Consider the following 20,896-nt stretch of genomic DNA (forward strand, 5'->3'; position numbering starts at 1 on the left):
CGACGGGGCTGACGCGAGCGACGGGGGCGACGGGGGCGACGAGAGCCACGAGGCCCACGTGCCGGGCCACACACCGGGCCGCCTTCCGGGCCCCATCCCCGCCGCCCTCCCCGGCCCCATGCCCGCCGCCTCCCCGGAGCCCGAGCCCGCACCCGAGCCCACGCCCACACCTGACCCCGTACCCGCCCCCGCTCCACTGTCCTCCCCACCCGCCCCCACCACCTCCACCCCCCTCCCGGCGCCGCTCCCCGAGCTGGCCCCGGCCGCCTTCACCCCCGTACCGACGCAGACCCCCGACCCTGCCCCGGAACGAACACCCGGCCCCTCCCCCTCCCCGGCGTCCCCTCCCACCCGCACCCACGCCCACACCCCGGCCCCCATCCCCCTCGCCGATCTCCTCTCCTACGGCGAACCCTCCGACCTCTACCGGCAGTTGCGGCGTGAGTACGGTGATGTCGTGCCGGTGGTGCTGGACGGCGGGATACCGGCCTGGCTCGTGCTCGGTTATCGGGAGTTGCATCAAGTCACCAGCGATCCGGTGCTGTTCAGCAGGGACCCGGAGCTGTGGAGTCAGTGGCCGAACATCCCGGACGACTGGCCTCTGCTGCCGGTCATCAGCCGACGGCAGCCCTCGATCCTCGCCACCGTCGGCGAACGCCACCGCTCCCGCGCCACGATGATCGGGGAGGCACTGGAGGCCGTTGACCCGTTCGAACTCCGCGGTCATGTGGAGCGTTTCGCGGACGAGTTGATCGACGTGGTGTGCGGGACGGGTCAGGCGGATCTCATCGGTCAGTACGCGGCGCTGCTGCCCGTCCGGGTGCTGGCCATGCTGCTCGGTTTCCCCGAGGAACACGGCCCCGGCATCGTCACCACCCTCAACGACATCCTCGACGGCGGCGACCGCGCACGACCGGCCGAGGCGTTCCTCACGACGTCGATGACACGGCTGGTCGGCGAGCGCCGGGAGCGGCCGTACGACGACGTCGTCTCCCGGCTGCTCTCCAACACCGCCGGGTTCACGGTCGAGGAGGTCACCCACGATCTGATGGTGATCCTCGCCGCCGGACACCAGCCGACCACCGACTGGATCGGCAACTCCCTGCGCCTGATGCTGACGGACGACCGGTTCGCGGCCTCCCTCTTCGGCGGTCGCAGCAGCGTCGCCGAGGCCATGAACGAGGTCCTCTGGGAGGACGCGCCGATCCAGAACGCCGCCGGGCGCTGGACCACCCGGGACACCCGTCTCGGCGGCCGGGCCCTGCGCGCCGGCGATCTCGTCCTCCTCGGTCTCCAGGGCGCCAACTCCGACCCCCGCGTCCGTACCGACCGCACCGCCCTCACCGGCGGCAACAACGCCCACTTCTCCTTCGGCCACGGCGAACACCGCTGCCCCTTCCCCGCCCAGGAGATCGCCGAGGTCATCGCCCGGACCGGCATCGAGGTCGTACTGGACCGGCTCCCGGACCTCGACCTCGCCGTACCGCCGGACACGCTCGCGCGACGGTCGTCCCCCTGGCTGCGCGGCCTGGTACGGCTACCGGTCCGCTTCTCCCCGACGCCCCCGCTCGGCCGCCGCTGACCACCACCGGCCCGCACCCGGCCCCACCCCGGCCGCCGCGGGCAGCCCGTTCGCGTCAAGTGGCGTGCGCGGGCCCCGGCTGCTGAACTGGGAAGGCGCGCAACACCGCCCGGCGAAGCCGACGGATGGTGGTTCATGGGATACGCACTCCACCCGCGCAAGGTCAGGATCGTCACCGGCCCACCCGAGGCGGGCCCCCTCCGGGAACTGTGGACACACTGCCGTCGCCCCTTCGCCGCCGCCTTCTGGCACCTCCGTTGCCGCTGGCTGCTGCACCGGGGCGTCACCCACGCCCGACGGTGGTGGAACCCTCCGTGGACGACCGCGTTGGTCGGGCTCGTCGTCCTCATGACCCTGGCCCTCCTCGCCTGGGCGTTCGTGGCGGTGCTGGACCTCATGGGAAAGACGTGGGTGGTGAACGGATTCGGCCCCCACGACCTGTGCCAGGAGAGCGGGGGAAACGACAACGAGGGCAACAACGCCTCCGCCTGCGACGCCGTCTCAGGTATCGCGATGCCCACCCTGCTCCTGGCCGCCTCCACGGTGCTGTTCCTGTCCTGGCGGCTCTGGCAGGTCCGCCGCTTCTGCACCCGGCAGGCCCGGCACGACCCCGCCCGGCTGGTGCAGACGGCCGGGAGCCTGATGGACGAGGTGGTCGGACGGGACCAGCTCTGCGACGCCATCATGAAGAACCTCGGCGACAAGAAGGTCCGGCGGCCCCATGTCGTCGTGGGCGGGGTCGGGGTCGGCAAGACGGCGCTGCTGGTCCGGCTGGCCCAGAGACTCGCGGCGGTCGGCGCCGTACCCGTCCCCGTACGGCTGCGGGACGCGCAGGGCGAGGACCGGCTGGACTTCGACGAGCTGGCGCTGGCCCGTTTCCGGGAGATCGTACGGTCGAAGGTGCGCTCCGACGGCGAGGTGGACCGGATCTGGCGGTGGCTGCGGCAGCGGGCCGACCGGATCGTCGTCCTCGCGGACGGGCTGGAGGAGGCGTTCAGCTCGGACGAGGTGAGCGGTCGCCGCGACAATCTGATCCGGGACGCGATCCGCAGGGCCGGCGAGGAGGGGCTGCCGCTGGTCATCGCCTCACGACCACACGAACCGCTGCGCGCGATGCAGGCGGCGGTCTCGGAGCTGGAACCGCTGAGCAACGAGGCGGCGTTGCGGTACATCGCCGGCAGCGGCAGCTGGCGTTCCGATCCGGCCCTGCTCGACCGGATCGTGGAGGCCACCGACATGGTGGAGTCCCCCATCTACCTCAAGATCGCCAAGGATCTGCACGCCAAGGACCTGCTGGAACCTCTGTGGACCGGTGGCGGTGACCCGGACCTCCGGCTCCACGACAGCTGGCGGCTGCGGGCGGCGCTCATGGAACGCTGGGTCCGCGCGCTGGTCGAGGGCGATGTCCACCCCGAGCTGCCCATCGACCACGACACGAGGCTGGCGGTGGTCGAGTACCTCTCGGCGCTGGCCTGCGTCGGACTGGCCTCGGACAGCGCCGACGTAAGGCTCGGCGACCTCTCCCGGTACGCCGACGGCCGGGGCGCGGGGCCCGGGGGCCTCGGCTACGGGGTGCGGTCGGGCGGACTCCAGGAGTGGAACACCCGAGTCGCCGCGAAACTGGACCGGCGGATCGCCGCCCTGCGCTGGCAACCGGCGAGTCCCGACGCCGGTGCCACTGCCACTGCCGACGCCGGTGCCACCGCCGACACCGCTGCCGACCAGAACGACACCACCCCCTCGACTGCCGCCCAGAAGGACCCCTCCGCGACGCACGACGACGCCTCCTCGGCGGAACGGCACCACACCTGCCTGCGGCCGCAGGGCGACACCGACTGGTGGCTGGGCCCCCGGGTCGACATCCGGATCGCCGCGACCTGGGGCACCCGGATGGGCCTGGTGCACGAGAACGGCGACCAGGTCCGCTTCCAGCACAGCATCGTGCAGGCGTACCTCGGCTCGCGCTTCCTCGACGTGATGTTCGACCTGCCCGAGCCGAAGGAAGAAAAGGAGCAGGACGAGCAGGAGGCGCAGGACGAGCAGGAGCCCCCCTCGCCGGCCGACGGCGAGCGATCCGACGAGCACATCACCGGCGCCCTGCGACGCGGCGGGCGCGAACTGCTGATCGCGCTGACGTTGTACTCCCGTACCCGTAAGGGGCGGTGCGTCTGCGACGGCGCCGAGGTCGACGATCCGCGCTGCCCCGTCAACAGGATGCGCGCGCTGCTGACGAAGCAGGCCGGGAAGCTGCTCGACGACGCGCAGCGGTCATGGAGCGTGGCCGAGCAGTCGCCGGCCACCGCCGACGGCGGCTTCGACGACCGGGGCAGCCCACGGCTGAGGGCGCTGGAGCTGTACGGCGCGGCGGTGGAGATCGACAGCGTGGGGGCCGCGCCGCGCCAGCGGGAGCTGATCTCGACGATCCAGAGGCACTGGATGCGGCTCGGCCAGGACGAGGACCCGGCACGGCTCCGCGAGGCGAAACTCACCCTGGTCAGGCAGTGCGGCACAGCCGTACGCCGGGTCACCACGGACCTGAACGGCAGCGCCGGGCAGGAGCCTGCCGCGCACCAGCCGTACGGCCTGCTGTTCCGGATCGGCCGCGAGGAGACGGACCGGCGGGTGCGCGAGGCGCTGATCAAGGAGGTGGGGTCGGGGGGCGAACCGGCGTACCAGGAGTTGTGCGACAAGCTGGAGGCGCCCTGCGCGACGGTCGCGACCCGACGCGAGTGCGGCGGGCGGAACGAACCCCACCCGGCCGAGGGCTCGAAACAGTGCGCGGAACGCAGGCTGGCCGAGGAGGAGGCCTTGGCGGAGAAGGGGAAGTGGGCGTGCGACACCATGCGTGCCTGGCTGCTCCCGCTGCTCGTCGACTCGTCCATGATGTCCCGTCATCTGGCCAGCCCCCGCGACGACCTGGACAACTGGGTCCGTACAGCCACCCGCGCCGGGCCCCGGGCCGCGCCCCACACCGGACTCCACGACAACGTTGACGGCCCGCACCTCGACCCCGACGGCACCCACCCCCACGGAACGCACACCGGAACACACGCCGGAACGCCCCCCGACGGCATCCACGCCGACGGCCCGGGCGCCGCCGTGGGCCTCGGCGTGGCGCTGGCCCAGGGCTTCAAGTACGCGGCCAACCGGCGCCCCGGGCCGTCGTCCAACCCGAGGGCCCGTGAGTTCCTGGTGAAGCACGCCCAGGAACTGCTGAAGGAGAGCAGTTTCTGGTACACGCGGCTGACGCTGCTGCACGCGCTGACCCTGTGGAGCCTGCCCGACGACGTCAACGCCGACCAGCCGATGCGCGGCCATGGCTCGGACCCCAAGGGCCAGGTCAGGGAGTGGCTGGCGCAGGGCGACGGCAGCCGCGAGGAACACCCCTTGGTGGCGGGCGCCGCGAAGCTGGCGGTACGGGCGCTGCAGACCCGGCGGCCCGAGCGGTTCCTGTGGATCGACGAGGCGACCGTGGTCTCCTGCATCGGCACCGAGGTCGGACTGCCCGGGGAGCCACGCGCCCACAACCTGTGGATACCGTCGTCGACGGGGTGGAGCACGCTGGACCCGAGAGCGCAGCAGTTGCTGGCCGACGTACTGCTGCTGCTCGTGCTCGGGGAACGGGCGCACCGGCCGAAGGACGCGTTCCGCATCCTGGAGCGGCGTGCGAAGGAGCCGACGCACATGCCGTCGTGCGTCCGCAGGGACCGCACCCGGCTGAGCCCCGTCCGGGGCGCGGAACGCGCGGCCCAGCCCGGCTCGCACTGCACCGACGACTGCCGGATGAAGATGTGCCCCTACCCCGCCAAGGTGGAGAACCTGCGCGCGGAGTTCAGCGAGGTCTTCTGCCTCCAGCAACGCGACCTGCTCAAGAAGTGGCAACCCTGGTCCTGGGCCGCCTTCCGCTTCCGCCGAGAGGCCCCCTGGCAACGCGACGTCCCGATAGCAGGCATGCGCCGCTTCTGGGACCAGATGAGCGACAGAGCGAGAGACGCCGAACCGCGCCCCTTAAAAGCACGGGGCGCAGCCCCAAGCTTTTAGGGGCGCGGGGCTGTGACATGTGCGGCTCCGCCGCGTGGGCGCGAGCAACCACACACAACCCGCAGCCGCCCGTGCGCCGAACCCCCGAGCTATTAGGCACCCGGCGAAGCGGCGCAGCCCCATCTCACCCGACGGACGACGTTTCGCCGACGTTTCCCCGAGCCGCTAGGCTCGCCACCGTGGCTGATATCCAGATCCCCGCTGACATCAAGCCCGCCGACGGACGTTTCGGCGCGGGCCCCTCCAAGGTGCGGACGGAGGCGCTGGACGCCCTGGCCGCGACCGGCACCTCCCTGCTCGGCACCTCCCACCGCCAGGCCCCGGTGAAGAACCTGGTCGGCCAGGTCCGCGAGGGCATCAGCAACCTCTTCTCCCTCCCCGAGGGCTACGAGGTCATCCTCGGCAACGGCGGCTCGACGGCGTTCTGGGACATCGCGACCCACGGACTGATCGAGAACAAGAGCCAGCACCTGACCTTCGGCGAGTTCAGCTCGAAGTTCGCGAAGGCGTCCAAGCTCGCCCCCTGGCTGGCCGAGCCCACGGTGATCTCCTCCGACCCCGGCACCCACCCGGACGCGGTCGCGGAGGAGGGCGTGGACGTCTACGCCTTCACGCACAACGAGACGTCCACCGGTGTCGCCGCCCCGCTGAAGCGCGTCGAGGGCGCCGACGAGGGCGCCCTGGTCCTGGTCGACGCCACCTCCGGCGCCGGCGGCCTGCCCGTCGACATCACGGAGACGGACGTCTACTACTTCGCCCCGCAGAAGTCCTTCGCCTCCGACGGTGGCCTCTGGATCGGCGTCTTCTCCCCGGCCGCGATCGAGCGGGCGGAGCGCGTCCACGCCTCCGGCCGCCACATCCCGGAGTTCTTCTCACTCCCCACGGCGATCGACAACTCCCGCAAGAACCAGACGTACAACACCCCGGCCCTCGCGACCCTCTTCCTGCTGAACCAGCAGCTGGAGTGGATCAACGGCCAGGGCGGTCTCGCCTGGTCCACGGCCCGCACGAAGGACTCCTCGACCCGCCTCTACACCTGGGCGGACGAGTCCAAGTACGCGACCCCGTTCGTCACCGACCCGGCCAAGCGCTCGCAGGTCATCGGCACGATCGACTTCGCCGACGAGATCGACGCGGCCGCCGTCGCCAAGACCCTCCGCGCCAACGGCATCGTCGACACCGAGCCCTACCGCAAGCTCGGCCGCAACCAGCTCCGCGTCGCCATGTTCCCGGCGATCGCCCCGGACGACGTCGAGGCCCTCACGAAGTGCGTCGACTACGTGATCGAAAAGCTCTGACCAGCCTCGTACTGGACTGAAGCCGTACGCGGCCGCAGTGATACGCGACTGATGGGCGCCCGGCGAACGTCGGGCGCCCATCGTCATGTCGTACGTGTCATGTCGTACGTGTCATGTCGTACGTGTCATGTCGTACGGGAGGTGAAGTCCTCCCCGGCGAGGAGCAGTTCGGGACCGGTGTGGTACCGGACCTGATCCGGAAGATCGCCCCGCCACGACGACTGCCCCCCGCCATCCCCACTCCCCTGGACGACGGCGATCGGAAGCATCACCAGCGCGGTGGTGCCCTCGGGCTCGGAGGTGCCGCGCAGTTGGACGCGGATGCCATGGCGCAGGGAGAGCCGGCCGACCACGTACAACCCCATGCGCTGTGAGACGCCCGCGTCCACGGTGGGCGGGTCGGCGAGCTTGTCGTTGAGGTCCTGGAGGTCCTCGGCGGTGAGGCCGATGCCCTGGTCGTGGATCTCGATCAGCACATGGCCGTCGGGGAGACGGGTGGCGGCGACGCGGACCCTGGTCCGGGGGCTGGAAAACGTCGTGGCGTTCTCCAGCAACTCGGCGGCCAGCCGGACGAGGTCGGTCACGGCCCGGCCGTGGATGTCGCACTCGGGGACGCCGGAGAACTCGACGCGTTCGTACTGCTCGACCTCGGAGGAGGCGGCGCGGAGCACGTCGATGAGCGGGACGGGCTCGTCCCAGCGGCGGCCGGGGCCGGGTTCCTCGCCGGCGAGGACGAGGAGGTTCTCGCTGTTGCGGCGCATACGGGTCGCGAGGTGGTCCAGCCGGAAGAGGATCTCCAGCTGGTCGGGGTCGGCCTCGTTGTTCTCCAGGTCGCTGATCAGGGTCAGCTGGCCCTCGATCAGGGCCTGGTTGCGGCGGGAGAGGTTGGTGAAGATCGCGTTGATGTTGCCCCGCAGCAGGGCCTGTTCGGCGGCGAGCCGGACGGCCTCGCGGTGGACCTGGTCGAACGCGCGGGCGACCTCGCCGATCTCGTCCGTGGAGGCGATCGGGATCGGCACGACCCGGGCGTCCACACGGCCGGGATCGGTACGGGACAGCTGGTCGACGAGCATCGGCAGCCGCTGCTCGGCGATGCCCAGGGCGGCGTTGCGCAGCCGGCGCATCGAGCGGCTCATCCGGCGGGCCATGATCCCGGTGAAGAGGAACGCGGCGAGGACGGCGACGGTGGTGACCGCGCCGGTGACGAGGGCGTCGCGCCGGGCCTCGACGGCCACGGCTTCGGCCTCGTCCAGCGCCTGCGCGATCAGCTCGCCCTCGACCTGGCTGTAGCCCTGGAACTTCAGGGTGGCGGCGGTCATCCAACTGGACGGCGTGATCCCCTGCCGCTCCAGATCGGCGGAGTCCCGACCGGCGGCGATCTCCTCCGCCATCCGTTCCAGGGAGGGCGCCCCGCCCTCGCTCCCCCCGACCCGACCCGCCAACCGCAGCTCGGCCTCCCCCGCCTTCTCCCTCAGCACGGCGGCGAGCCGGACGCCCTCCTCCTCGGTGGCGCTCCGGGCGAACTCCCGCTGGGCGACGCCCTCGGCGGCGAGATAAGTCCGAAAGGCGGCGGCCACGGCGGACGACGAACCGCTAGCACCCCCCGATAACCCCGATAAGTTCAGCTCGCCACCTTCATCACCTTCATCGCCGCCCGGTTCACTCAACAGATACGTACCGAGCGCCCGTTGGGTGGAGTGTGTGGCCTTGACCAGCGAGAGCGAGTACACCATGCGCCCGTAGGACGATCTGCTCCCGGTCCCGAACCCCAGCTCATTGGCGAACCCGGCGAGATTGCGGGCGAGGCCGAGGGAACTCTGCCCGGCGTCCCCCGTGTTCACCACCATCGCGAACGACTGCGCGCGAGCGGCCGTCAGTTGCGGCTCGGCGGCACGGACCTCCGCAAGCCTCCGCTCCAGCCCCAGCCCGCCCGGCAGGCCCTCGACGGCCCGGTCGAAGGCGGCGGCCCGCCGTTCGGTGAACGCACGGGCCTCGTCGACCGCCGGGCTGCCGGGCGTGCCCTGCGCCAGAAAGGCGACGGTGACATCACGTTCGTTGAAGATGGCCTCGCTGTAGGCGTCGGCGGCGGCGACGATCTCCGCGACCCTCTGCCCGTCGCGGGCGTCCTGCAACGTCTCGATCGACCGCCGCACCTGGCAGCCACCCGTCACCATCACGGCGAGTACCGGAACGAGCAGAATGGCATGTAATCGAGTGGACACGTGCCAGTTGCGCGGCAGAACGCCGTTCCTCTCGCTTCGCCTCATTCGAATCCCGTGACCTCTCAGTCCCGAAAGTTGCTCCCGCGCATCGCGCGGGGACGAGACGCGGACGCGGGCTACACGTCCCTTGCGTAATCTGCGCCGACAACAAACACGACTCACGAGTAACCAACACCCCGCCACCCCCACCCCCGAATCCCCCCGCAGGTCAACCCCCTCCCCGCATATGCCACCGACACAACCCATTTCCCCCTGCCCAGACCACAACTTCCCGACCGCAACAGCCACGAACACCGCCCGAGCCCCAGCCCGAAAAGCAGTGGTGCCGGGCGCTGCCCTTCGAGGGCAGAGCCCGGGAAGGGGGCGCCAGAGCGACCTTTCGAGGCGCGGCCAGAGGAGGTAGGGAGCACGCGGGCCGCCTTTCGAGGGCGCAGCCCGGGGGCAGGGCGCCGGGGCAACCTTTCGAGGGCACGGCCAGAGAAGGTAGAGGTCGCACGGGGTACCGACCTTCGAAGGCGCAGCCGGAAGAGGAGAGAGACCGAGGCGACCTATCGAGGGCACAGCCAGAGAAGGTAAAGGTCGCACGGGGTACCGACCTTCGAAGGCACGGCCCAGAGAGGAGGCACGCCGACCGATACGTTCGAGGGCACGGCCAGAGAAGGAAGAAGGCGCGGGGCCCGGCTTTTGAGGGCAAAGCCCGAAAAAGAAGAAGGCCGGGGGCTGGTCTTCGAGGGCGCAGCCCGAAAGGAAGATCACGCGGGCCTGGCCTTCGAGGGCGCAGCCCGAGAAAGAAGAGGGCGCGGGCACCGGCTTTCGAGGGCGCAGCCCGAGAAAGAAAGGGGCGCGGGGAACTGCGCGACCAGCCACAACGCACCCGCACCCGCAATCCGACAAGCACCCCCCACCCCTTAGGCGCCCCACCCCACCCAGCGGAGCGCCATGGCAGGCTGATGTACATGCGCCCACGACCCCACCGCCGCCCCTCCCTGTCGGCCCTCTCCGCAACCGCCGCGGCCCTCACCACCCTCCTCCTCACCCTCCTGCCCGCCACGCCGGCCCTCGCCGCCGACGACGACGGCTTCACCATGAAGGACCCGAGGATCACCGAGTCGAGCGGCCTGGCGGCCTCCCGCCGGCACCCGGGGGTCTACTGGACCCACAACGACAGCGACGACGGCGCCTTCCTCTACGCGGTGGACAGCGAAACGGGCGAGACGGTGGCGACGATCACCATGACCGGCGTAGGCACCCCCCGAGACGTGGAGGCGATCTCCCTCGGCCCCGACAACCACCTCTACGTAGGCGACATCGGCGACAACCTCGGCGGCACCTGGGCCTACGTCTGGATCTACGAACTCCCGGAGCCGAAGGAACTCAAGGACCAGACGATCAAGGCCACGCAGTACGTGGTGAAGTACGAGGACGGGGCCCGCGACGCGGAGGCGCTGATGGTCCACCCGAAGACGGGCCGGGTGTACATCGCCGACAAGAACGACCAGGGCGGCTCCCTGTACGAGGGCCCCGCCGAACTCTCCGCCTCCGGCACGAACACCTTCAAGAAGGTCGCCTCCGTCCCGGACCTGGAGGTCACGGACGGCGCGTTCTCACCGGACGGCAAGCAACTCGCCCTGCGCGCGTACTTCGGCGGCATCCTCTACGACTGGAACGACGGCAAGATCAAGAAGGCCGAGCGCCTGAGCGTCCCACTCCAACGCCAGGGCGAATCCCTCACCTTCACCACCGACGGCTCCAAGGTCATGTACGGCAGCGAGGGCGAGGGCAGCTCGGTCGTGGCCCGGGACGTACCCGGCGGCGGATCGGGCGGCGACGGAGACTCCGGTTCGTCCTCCGACGAGAACGGCTCCGGCTCGGCATCGGGCGACGACACCACGACGCCCACCCCCGGCTTCACGCTGGGCGCCCTCGCGGTCGCCGGCGCGATCGTCGTCGTATGGGGCTTCAAACGGGTCCTACGACGACCGTCGTAACGCGATGACGACGCCCTATACGGCTGAGCCCTGCCCCTCTGAGCCTTGCGCAGCTGCGCCCCCTACTGCCGAACCCCGTACGGCGGTGTCCCGGCGGCCGATGGCCTCGGCCACCTCACCGATGGCGGTACGCAGAAGCGCGCCGTACGCGCCCCGCGGAAGATGCGGAACTCCGTCCCGTGCAGCACCGATGTGCTCGGCGGCGGCGTCGAACGCCCCCAGCCGACGGTAGTTGTCGGCGAGGTTGAGGTGCAGGGACGGGTAGAAGCCGGCGAGTCGGAGACCGGCGTGGTGTTCGTCGACGCGCCGCTGGGTCAGGGCATCGGCGGCGTCCAGGGCACGGACGTCCCAGGCCAACGCCCGGGCCGGGTCCTCGTACAGGTCCGCCAGATGGTGCGCGAGAGTACAGCGGTGCAGCGGGTCCCCGGTGACACCGATCTCGGACCACAGCTCCAGCAGCGTCCGCCGAGCGGAGTCGAGACCCCCGCCCCGCCCTTCGACGACGGCCCGGCCGATGGCTTCCATGATCGGGTCGGGGGTGGTGGAGGTGTTGCTCCGGGCGGTCATGACGGCACTCCTCATCAGTCGTCGCAGCCGGTGTCGTCGGACCTCACCGGCATGACCAGCGTGGTGAGATCCCCCCGGTCGGCCGAGCGGACGGTCATGGGCTGATCGGGCCCACGCAGATCAAGCATCACGTCGGGCCCGACGACGGTGCTGACGGCCGGATAGAGCGTGGTCATCTCGAACGTGCCCCGAAGACCGCGCCCGCGCTCGCCCCGGCCGGCGTCGGCGTCGGCATCGGCATCGGCATCGGCATCGGTGACCAGTCGGCCGTCCCTCACGACCAACGAGACCCGGTCCCCCACCCACTCCTCCAGAGTCCGCAGGAACGCCCCCTTCAAAACCGTCACACGAGCCACGACCTCGGCCAGCGACGCGAGCATCAGCCGATGATCGGGGAACTCCTCCCCCAGCAGCCGGCAGTGACGGTCCTCACGCCCCGCCATACACAGCCGGAGGGCGTACGGCGTCGCCTCGACCCGTACGAGCGGGCTACGGCGGACATCGGCGGTCGCGGCCCGCAACTCGTCGCCGTCGACGGTGGCCGCCCATGTCGTGGCCGCCGTCTCGACGGGGACCAGGGTGCGGGTCGAGAGGCGGTAGCGATCGGTGGCGGTGAGGGTGACCGCTCCCGGCGCGGCCTCGATATGCAGCCCGCCGAGCACCGGCAGCCCCGGTTCACGTACGGTCGCCGTCATGACCTGGTCGATCGCCTCGGCCAGTACGGGCCCCTTCAACGTGGCGATCGACAGACTCGGCCCATCGGCGAACGACGAGTCGCTGAGCGACGACTCAGTGATGAGCGCCGCCTTCCGCCGTACCGCCCTCGCGTCCTCGGCGACGTTCGCGACGTGCTCGTCGATCAGCCGGACCGCTTCACCGGGCCCGGCGTCGAGCACCGCCTCGACCACGGCGAGGGGCATGGCGATCTCACGGAGCCGGCGCAGCGCGGTCGCCCGGCCGATCTGATCGGCGGCGTAGTAGCGGTAACCGGACAGCGGGTCGGTCTCGGCGGGAGGAAGCAGCCCGGAGTCGGCGTAGAACCGCAACGCGCTCGCGGTCAGCCCACAACACCGGGCGAAGACCCCGATCGACATCAACTCGGCCCCACCGACCGGCTGCGGCTCGCCATCCCCTACCGGCGGCGTTTCGGATTTCGACACCCCGTCATCGTCAGCCTTCAACCAACTCGAAGGTCAACTCCCACCACCCACATCCCCCGGGGCCTCCCCGCAGCCCTCTCCCCGGATCTCACCCGAAGCCTCACCCCCGCCCCGCCGCTCGACCAACACCTCCAACCCATCCAGAATCCGCTGCAACCCGAACTCGAAGTGATCGAAGTCCGGCCCGAAGGCGTCCTCGGAGAGGGCGGCGAGGAGGGGATAGCGGCCGGACGCCATGACCTTCTCCATGATCGGGACATGGGCCTGCCAGAACTCCGCGTCGGTCAGCCCCGTACGGCGTTCCGCCTCCTCCTGGTACAGCTGGGTGCGGGCGGCGCCGACGACATAGCCGTCGACCATGACGATCGCCGAGACCAGCTCCGGGTCGGCCAGCCCCATGGACTTGATGCGGGACAGCATCTTCTCCATGCCGTCGATCGCGCTCGGGCCGAGGATCGGGCGGGACTGGTTGACCTGGAGCAGCCAGGGGTGGCGGCGGTAGAGGGCGAGGGTCGCGCGGCCCAGGGCTTCGAGCGCGGAACGCCAGTCGCCGCCGCCGAGGTCGGCCGGGTTCTCGGAGGGGCGTTGGACGCGGTCGAGCATCAGGTCCAGTAGCTCGGCCTTGCCGGGGAGATAGCGGTAGAGGGACATGGTGCCGGTGCCGAGTTCGGTGGCGACCCGGCGCATCGAGAGCGCCTCCAGCCCCTCCTCGTCCGCCACCCGGACGGCCGCTTCCACGATCCGGTCGAGCGTCAGCGCCGGCTTGGGCCCCCGGCTCGGCCGCCGCCCGGTGTCCCACAGCAGCTCAAGGGTCCGCGCGATGTCCCCACCGCCGCTGGTCTCCGTACCGCTGCCGCTCGTCACTCCGCCACGCCGTGCGCCGCCCGCTTCGCGGTCCCGGCTCCCGGCGTCGCCCTTGCCCCTGGTCATGGACCGAGTCTAGGTCCCCGCGAAAAAACTGAGTACGACGTACGCACAATCGGGTACGGTGTACCCAGTTGCAGAGAAGGGGGACCCATGAGCGACGGAAGCGGAAACGAAAACGGCGACGCGTACGCCACGCGGGACGGGTACGCCAAGCGGGACGGACACAGCGCGCGGGAGGGGTACGCCGTACAGGAGGGCTACGCCGTACGGGCGGAGGGCCTGCGGAAGACGTACGGCGACAAGCGGGCACTCGACGGCTTCGACCTGGCCGTCCGCGAGGGCACGGTGCACGGCCTCCTCGGGCCGAACGGCGCGGGCAAGACCACGGCCGTACGCATCCTCTCCACCCTCGTACGACTCGACGGCGGCCGGGCGACGGTCGCCGGTCTCGATGTGGCCCGGCACCCGCGCGAGGTGCGGGCCAGGATCGGGCTGACCGGGCAGTACGCGGCGGTGGACGAGGTGTTGACGGGACGTCAGAACCTTGAGATGTTCGGCCGGTTGTTCCATCTCGGGGGCAAGCGGGCCAAGCGGCGGGCGGTCGAGCTGCTGGACCAGTTCGACCTCACCGACGCCGCCGACAAGGGCGTCGGCGGCTACAGCGGCGGTATGCGACGGCGACTCGACCTCGCCGCGTCGATGATCCTCGCCCCGGCCGTCCTGTTCCTCGACGAGCCGACCACCGGTCTCGACCCGCGCAGCCGGGGCGAAGTCTGGGAATCCGTACGCGCGTTGGTGGCGAGCGGCACGACCGTGCTGCTCACCACGCAGTATCTGGAGGAGGCCGACCGGCTGGCGTCCCGGATCACCGTCATCGACCAGGGCCGGGCCATCGCGGACGACACTCCGGACGGCCTCAAGAGCACGGTCGGCGGCGACCGCGTCGAGGTCGTCGTCACCGAACGCGCCGACATCCCGCGCGTGGTGAAGGTCGTGGCCCGGGTCGCGGACGGCGAACCGGAGTCCGACGAGACCGAGTCACGGGTCCACGCCCCGGTGACGGACCGCGTGACCGCCCTCACCGAGGTCGCCCGCACCCTCCAGGACGAGGGCATCCCCGTGGAGGACATCGGCCTGCGCCGCCCCAGCCTCGACGACGTCTTCCTACGCCTGACCGGCCACCGCACCGAGAGCACCGAGCGCGCGGACAGCTCGGACGGCCCGGACGGCCCGGACGGCCCGGCGAGCAAGGACAGCACCGCGAAGGAAGGTAGGGCAGCCGCATGACCACCGCGGACATCACCGAAGCGAACACACCGAACACACCGAACGCCTCGAACGCCTCGAACGCCTCCAGCAGCCCGAACACCCCGGCCACCCACAGCCGTACGTACTGGCTCCTCGCCGACTGCTGGAACATCGTCCGCCGAGGCCTCACCCACTACCAACGCCAACCCATCAACATCGCCTGGCAGTTGGGCTTCCCGATCCTCTCCGTCCTCCTCTACGGCTATGTCTTCGGCAGCGCCATGCAGGTGCCCGGCGGCGGGGACTACAAGGACTTCCTGATGCCGGGGATGTTCGCGATGACGATGGCGTTCGGCTTCATCAACACCGCGACCCTCGTCGTCCACGACTCCACCAAGGGCGTCATCGACCGCTTCCGCTCCATGCCGATGGCACCGTCGGCGGTGGTCGCGGGGCGGGGCGTGACCGATCTGGTCGTGGCCTGCGCGGAGTTGGCGATCATGATGCTGACGGCGTTCGCGATGGGCTGGCGCCCGGACGGCGGCCCGGGCTTCCTGGCCGCGTTCGGCCTGCTGCTCTGGCTGCGCTTCGCGCTGATCTGGATCGGGGTGTGGCTGGGCCTCCTGGTCCCCAACCCGGAGGCGGCGGGCGGCCTGTTCGCGGTGGCCTTCCCCCTCACCATGATCTCCAGCATCTTCGTGGCCCCCCAGCTGATGCCCGACTGGCTGGGCTGGGTGGCCGCCTGGAACCCGATCTCCTCCACGGCGGCCGCGACCCGCGAACTCTTCGGCACACCGGTCGGGGGCGGCGACTCCTGGGTGGAACAGCACGCGCTGCTGATGGCCGGGGTGTGGCCGGTGATCCTCACGGCGGTCTTCCTGCCCCTGGCGGTACGGCGATTCCAGAGGCTGAGCCGTTGACGTAGCTCAGCGGACGACATGGATCAGCGGACGACGTAGATCAGCGGGCCGGTGTCAGGTGGCGTCCGGCGTACCAAGTGACGCCGGACGCCTTGACGTGTCCATGCGACGTCTCTTCCATGGGGGACAAGGGCTGTGGGAGCGCTCCCACTCTGTTCCGGGCCCGTGCCTCCCGAGGAGGAGACAGCGAAATGTTCCGCAGCTTACGGAGAACTCTGGGTGTGCTGGGCGCGAGCGCCGCCCTGCTGATGCTGCCGATGGCAGGTGGCGCGTCGCAGGTGGCGGCGGCCACCGGCGTCGCGGCGGCGGAGCCGGTCGAACCCGCCCGGACGGAGACCGCCCAGGTCGAAGCCGCACAGGAGGCCGCCCAGGTCGAGGCCGCCCAGGCGGGCGCCGGCTACTGGCACACGAACGGCCGCCAACTCCTGGACAAGGACGGCCAATCGGTCCGCATAGCGGGCATCAACTGGTTCGGCTTCGAAACGACGAACCACGTCCCCCACGGCCTGTGGACCCGCGACTACAAGAGCATGATCGACCAGATCCAATCCCTCGGCTACAACACCCTCCGCATCCCCTACAGCGACGACATCCTCAAACCGGGCACGACGCCAGACAGCATCAACTACGCGGACGGCAAGAACGCCGACCTGCAAGGCCTGACATCCCTCCAGGTCCTGGACAAGATCGTCGCGTACGCGGGTCAGGGCGGCCTGAAGGTGATCCTGGACCGCCACCGCCCGGACGCGGCGGGCCAGTCGGCGCTCTGGTACACGTCGGCGGTCCCCGAATCAACATGGATCACCAACCTCAAATCCCTCGCGACCCGCTACGCCGGAAACCCCACAGTCGTAGGCATGGACCTCCACAACGAACCCCACGACCCCGCCTGTTGGGGCTGCGGCGACACGACGAGGGACTGGCGGCTGGCCGCCGAACGCGCGGGCAACGCCGTGCTCTCGGTCAACCCCGACCTGCTGATCCTGGTCGAGGGCGTCCAGACGTACAACGGCGTCTCGGGCTGGTGGGGCGGCAATCTGATGGGCGTCGCCGACCACCCCGTACGCCTCGACGTCCCCGACCGCCTCGTCTACTCCGCCCACGACTACGCGACGAGCGTGGCCCAGCAGAGCTGGTTCACCGACCCGGCCTTCCCCGCCAACATGCCGGGCATCTGGGACCGCTACTGGGGCTACATCTTCAAGCAGAACATCGCCCCCGTGTGGCTGGGCGAATTCGGTACGACGCTGACGCCGACGGTGGACCAGCAGTGGCTGGCGGCGCTGGTGACGTACCTCCGCTCGACCTCGACCTACGGCAACGACTCCTTCCACTGGACCTTCTGGTCCTGGAACCCCAACTCCGGTGACACCGGCGGCATCCTGAAGGACGACTGGCAGACGGTCGACACGGTCAAGGACGGCTACCTGACCAGCATCAAGGCCCCGGGCTTCCCGCCGGGCGGCGGAGGGAGCGATCCCGGCGACCCGGAAGACCCCGACGACCCGACCGACCCAGGTGACCCCGGCGGCGGAACCCCCACCTGCGCCGCCACCTACACGATCACCAGCGACTGGGGCACCGGCTTCAACGCCGACGTAAAAATCACCAACACGGGAACGACCGCCATCAGTTCCTGGCAGGCGACCTGGACCTGGTCCGGCACCCAACAGGTGACGAACATGTGGAACGCCACATACACCCAGACCGGAGCCACGGTCACCGCCGCGAACGCCGCCCACAACGGGACGGTGGCCGCGGGCGGTTCGGCCGGCTTCGGCTTCGGGGCGGCACCCGGGGGCGGAGGCACGCCGAGCGTGAGCTGCACGGCGACGTAGGCCGAGTTCTTGAGAAGGGGCGCCCGGTGCGACGACCACCGGGCGCCTCAAGTCACATACGCCACCAACATATTCACTCGTACGACTGAGCCCACTCCGAACACTCACATGCCGCGTGTCCGCTCAGTTACGTTCCGTCGCATGGTCAGTTCACCGCATGAGGCGATGCATCGGATCTTCCGCGAGGACCCGGAGCTGTTCGCCCGCCTTCTGCCGCGGGCGGGCATCGCCTTTCCGCAGCACACCGCCATCGAACCTCTCGACACGGACTTCACCGAGCTGAAACCACTGGAACGCCGGGTGGACAGCTTCTTCCGGGTGCGCGTGGCCGATGAGGAGGGTGGCTTCGTGCTCGCCGTGGAGGCACAGAGCGAGCCGGACTCGAACAAGCACAGGAGCTGGCCGTATTACCTGGCCTATATGTACGCCAAGTACCGGCTGCCGCCCTTCCTCGTGGTGGTGTGCAAGGACAAAGCGACCGCGTCCTGGGCGGCGGAACCGATCCGTGTCTGCCACGGCTTCCACACGAGCATGCTGGTTTTCCCCCTGGTCATCGGCCCCGGCAACCTGTCCGCGATCACCGATCCGGACGAGGCCGCAAAGGACGTTCCGGTGGCCGTGTTCTCCGCCCTCGCGCACGCCAAGGACCCGGGGCTGCCTGCGATACTGGAGGCGCTGTCGTCGGCTGTGGCGGAGCAGAGGGCCGGCGCAGGAGGGAATGCGGGCGCTGAACCCGTGGACTGGGCGGAATTCGTCGAGATCGGTCTGGGCGACGGCCCGGGTCGTGAGTACTGGAGGCACCTGATGGCCACCTACAGGCCGAACTTTCCGGGCAGCAACACCATCGTCGAGGAGTCATGGCTCAAGGGCCGCGACGAGGGCAAGGCGCAGGGCCATGCCGAGGGCAAGGCTCAGGGCCATGCCGAGGGTGAGGCGCGGGGCCGCGCCGAGGACATCCTCCACATCCTCGGTATGCGGGGCATCGAGGTGTCCGCCTCAGTCCGGGAACGGGTGACCGCGTGCACCGACCTTGAGGCATTGAGGACCTGGCTCGACAGGTCGCTGACCGCGACGAGCGGCGAGGAGTTGTTCGCCGAGGAGTAGGACAGCGGGTGCGCCCCACGCAAGGAACAACGGGCGCCCCTCCGGCGGTGTGATCGCCGCCTTCACCTCGGTCGCATTGGGGCCGGAATCCCTGGATGGGCATGCGAGCCCCCAGGGCTTGGCGATTATTCGAGTAACCACGAACAAAAAGCCCGGCCCGAAAGATTCCCCGCCCGAACGGCAAATCACCGAAGGGGCCGAAAGAACCGCACGAGAATACGCACTACGGCTTGGCCGTGCACCATACGCCGCACGGCCAAGCCAACCTTCATTCAGCGCACCGAAGGCCTTGCAGTAGCCCGGCTGTCGCCCGTCAGTTGCAGCGAACGCTGATGTCGGCCCGCCACTGACCGTTCGCCAGCTGCGTGGTGCTCCGGCTGACCAGAGAGATGTCGTTGGGCTTGGGGCACTGGCCCCGCGCGGTGTCCAGCGCGATGTCGTACGCCACGCCTTCCTGTGCGTGAGTGGCGCTGGCCGACACCACGTCGCCCTTGTTGGCGGCGGCTGCGACGCCACTCACTCCGAGCGCCAGGGCGCCGGCGAGAGCCGTCACCGCGAGAGTCTTCCTCGCCATGCTCTTCATTTACTTACTCCTTATTTACGGGGGAAGGCCGAAGTGGAAAGGACTCCGGACTGTGAGGGGTTTCTGTAGCCCGAAGTCCCTTTCCTCATCGGCAAGTTCACCGTAACGGTCGCAGTCGCCGCTTTCTCGCCCCGTCCACGTGATCTCCCCACTTCCCTGACCGGATTCTGAACAGGTTCTGAGAATTCGACCGTTCCCTTTGTCGTGTACCCGGCGAGCGATTACGCGACCTATTCGCAAGGGGCGGCCGATTCGCAGAGGCGTTGTGACGCCCGAACGCAGGGAATTCCGGGAACGGTTACGGCCGAAGGCGGCCGGTGCCCGGCCCACACATTGGCCCATGCACCGCCCATGGAACCGGTCCGACCCGTGATGCGGCACGATGACCCCGTGAACGAACAACGGGGAACCACGGAAGAACAAACCACCGCTGACCTCGCGCGGCGACTCCTCGCGGCGGACGCCGGCGGGTGGACGCCGGACGGGGTGAGGGCCTTGGCGGGCGGGCTCGGCTGGGACTGGAGCGGTACGCCGGAGCGTCCCGTCCTGCTCACCGGCCGGTCCTCGGGCGACGCCCCTCTGCGCCCGGTCGGCACGTACGAAGAGCGTTACGTCGACGGCGAGTCGTACGTGGAACTCGCGGTCCCGTTGGCGACGGCCGCACCGGACGCCGCGGCGCAGGCCGCCGCCTTCCGCGCCGCCAGGGAGGAACTGACCACGGCGCTGGGCAAACCGTCCATCATCGGTTCGCACGGCGACATGGGCCCGTTCTACGACAGCGGGCCGCTGTGGGGCGCCCCGTTCGTGCGCTGGCGCGGCCGGCCGGACACCCTGGAGCTGCGCGCCGGGGCGTCGGGACCGGAGCTGGTCCTGCGGCCCACCGACCCGGCGGAGAACTGGTTCTGGCGTCAGGGCATCGGCGAGGAGGACTCGATCAGCGGCTTCTTCGGCAGCAACCGTGACCGGGCCAACGCGGGCCTCGGCCTTCCCGGCGGCTGGACCGCCCGCAGCTGGGGGACCGTCACCCGGTCGCTGGGCGCCTTCCTGGGGGCGCTCCCCGCCGAGGCCACCGCCCTGGGCATCAGCATCGGGATGCCGTTCTACGGACGCACCGGCTCGGACGAGCCGCTCCTGTTCGACGTGACGTGCGGCGACCGGCTGTCGATCGGCTGCTTCGCCCCGGACGGCGTCGATCCGGCCGCACTCGGCTGGGGAACCGTCGCCCAGCACCCCCACACGGCCTCGGTCTGGGGCGACGACGATCCGCTCTGGCGCGTGGACGCGGGCGGCCCCGGCGAGCCGAAGGGCCAGGCCCTCGCCGAGATGCTCGTCGCGACGGCCAGGGCGGCAGGCGTGACCGACCCGACCGGCCTGACCATCGGCGGCGAAGCCGAGTACGTGGACGATTACGACATCAAGTACTACGGCCTGGGCCTCCCGACCGGCTGACCTGTTCGCCGGGGAGCAGGACACACGGG

General features: G+C 70.2%; 13 protein-coding genes and 1 pseudogene. 9 read left to right on the forward strand and 5 right to left on the reverse strand.

Going from position 1 to position 20,896, the window contains the following annotated elements; genetic code table 11:
- Positions 1-118 precede the first annotated feature (118 nt).
- From ACWD4G_RS39105 to serC, 3 genes are all read left to right on the forward strand, one after another.
- A complete protein-coding gene (locus tag ACWD4G_RS39105) occupies positions 119-1,582 on the forward strand; it encodes a cytochrome P450 (RefSeq protein ID WP_451302338.1) in 1,464 nt (487 codons plus the stop codon).
- A 135-nt stretch (positions 1,583-1,717) separates the two neighbouring features.
- A complete protein-coding gene (locus ACWD4G_RS39110; protein ID WP_451302292.1) occupies positions 1,718-5,623 on the forward strand; it encodes an NACHT domain-containing protein in 3,906 nt (1,301 codons plus the stop codon).
- Positions 5,624-5,802: 179 nt separating this feature from the next.
- The gene (gene serC / locus ACWD4G_RS39115) at positions 5,803-6,921 is read left to right on the forward strand and encodes a phosphoserine transaminase (protein WP_451302294.1); all 1,119 of its coding nucleotides are present in this window, start codon (positions 5,803-5,805) and stop codon (positions 6,919-6,921) included.
- Positions 6,922-7,097: 176 nt separating this feature from the next.
- Here the strand turns inward: serC and ACWD4G_RS39120 are convergent.
- Positions 7,098-9,188 (reverse strand): annotated as a pseudogene (locus ACWD4G_RS39120) (sensor histidine kinase); the annotation flags it as partial.
- 911 nt (positions 9,189-10,099) lie between these two features.
- On the opposite strand from ACWD4G_RS39120, the gene ACWD4G_RS39125 reads away from it, so the two are divergent.
- Complete coding sequence (locus ACWD4G_RS39125; protein ID WP_451302296.1) at positions 10,100-11,131, forward strand: WD40 repeat domain-containing protein; 1,032 nt, start codon at positions 10,100-10,102, stop codon at positions 11,129-11,131.
- 15 nt (positions 11,132-11,146) lie between these two features.
- Here ACWD4G_RS39125 and ACWD4G_RS39130 read toward each other — a convergent pair whose 3' ends face one another.
- From ACWD4G_RS39130 to ACWD4G_RS39140, 3 genes are all read right to left on the reverse strand, one after another.
- Positions 11,147-11,698, reverse strand: a complete 552-nt coding sequence (locus ACWD4G_RS39130; RefSeq protein WP_451302298.1) for a hypothetical protein — start codon at positions 11,696-11,698, stop codon at positions 11,147-11,149.
- Between the two features lie 14 nt (positions 11,699-11,712).
- Positions 11,713-12,792: a DNA polymerase III subunit beta family protein gene (locus ACWD4G_RS39135; RefSeq protein WP_451302340.1), complete on the reverse strand. Its 1,080-nt coding sequence runs from the start codon at positions 12,790-12,792 to the stop codon at positions 11,713-11,715.
- A gap of 99 nt (positions 12,793-12,891) precedes the next feature.
- Positions 12,892-13,722 (reverse strand): TetR/AcrR family transcriptional regulator, encoded by an 831-nt coding sequence (locus ACWD4G_RS39140; RefSeq protein WP_451302342.1) that lies wholly within the window; start codon positions 13,720-13,722, stop codon positions 12,892-12,894.
- Between the two features lie 153 nt (positions 13,723-13,875).
- On the opposite strand from ACWD4G_RS39140, the gene ACWD4G_RS39145 reads away from it, so the two are divergent.
- The 4 genes from ACWD4G_RS39145 (at position 13,876) to ACWD4G_RS39160 (ending at position 18,835) form a co-directional block, all read left to right on the forward strand.
- Entirely contained in the window at positions 13,876-15,012 is a 1,137-nt protein-coding gene (locus ACWD4G_RS39145) for an ATP-binding cassette domain-containing protein (protein WP_451302300.1), read from the forward strand.
- The gene (locus ACWD4G_RS39150) at positions 15,009-15,893 is read left to right on the forward strand and encodes an ABC transporter permease (RefSeq protein ID WP_451302302.1); all 885 of its coding nucleotides are present in this window, start codon (positions 15,009-15,011) and stop codon (positions 15,891-15,893) included. Before ACWD4G_RS39145 ends, ACWD4G_RS39150 begins: the two co-directional genes overlap by 4 nt.
- Positions 15,894-16,084: 191 nt before the next feature.
- Entirely contained in the window at positions 16,085-17,731 is a 1,647-nt protein-coding gene (locus tag ACWD4G_RS39155) for a cellulase family glycosylhydrolase (protein ID WP_451302304.1), read from the forward strand.
- A 141-nt stretch (positions 17,732-17,872) separates the two neighbouring features.
- Positions 17,873-18,835: a hypothetical protein gene (locus tag ACWD4G_RS39160; RefSeq protein ID WP_451302306.1), complete on the forward strand. Its 963-nt coding sequence runs from the start codon at positions 17,873-17,875 to the stop codon at positions 18,833-18,835.
- Positions 18,836-19,148: 313 nt separating this feature from the next.
- Here the strand turns inward: ACWD4G_RS39160 and ACWD4G_RS39165 are convergent, their stop codons facing one another.
- On the reverse strand, positions 19,149-19,418 hold the full coding sequence (locus ACWD4G_RS39165) for a hypothetical protein (RefSeq protein ID WP_451302308.1): 270 nt from the start codon (positions 19,416-19,418) through the stop codon (positions 19,149-19,151).
- A 390-nt stretch (positions 19,419-19,808) separates the two neighbouring features.
- Here ACWD4G_RS39165 and ACWD4G_RS39170 point away from each other — a divergent pair, with 390 nt between their 5' ends.
- On the forward strand, positions 19,809-20,867 hold the full coding sequence (locus ACWD4G_RS39170; RefSeq protein ID WP_451302310.1) for a hypothetical protein: 1,059 nt from the start codon (positions 19,809-19,811) through the stop codon (positions 20,865-20,867).
- The last annotated feature ends 29 nt before the right edge of the window (positions 20,868-20,896 follow it).

This window comes from Streptomyces sp. NPDC002643 (assembly GCF_053592555.1).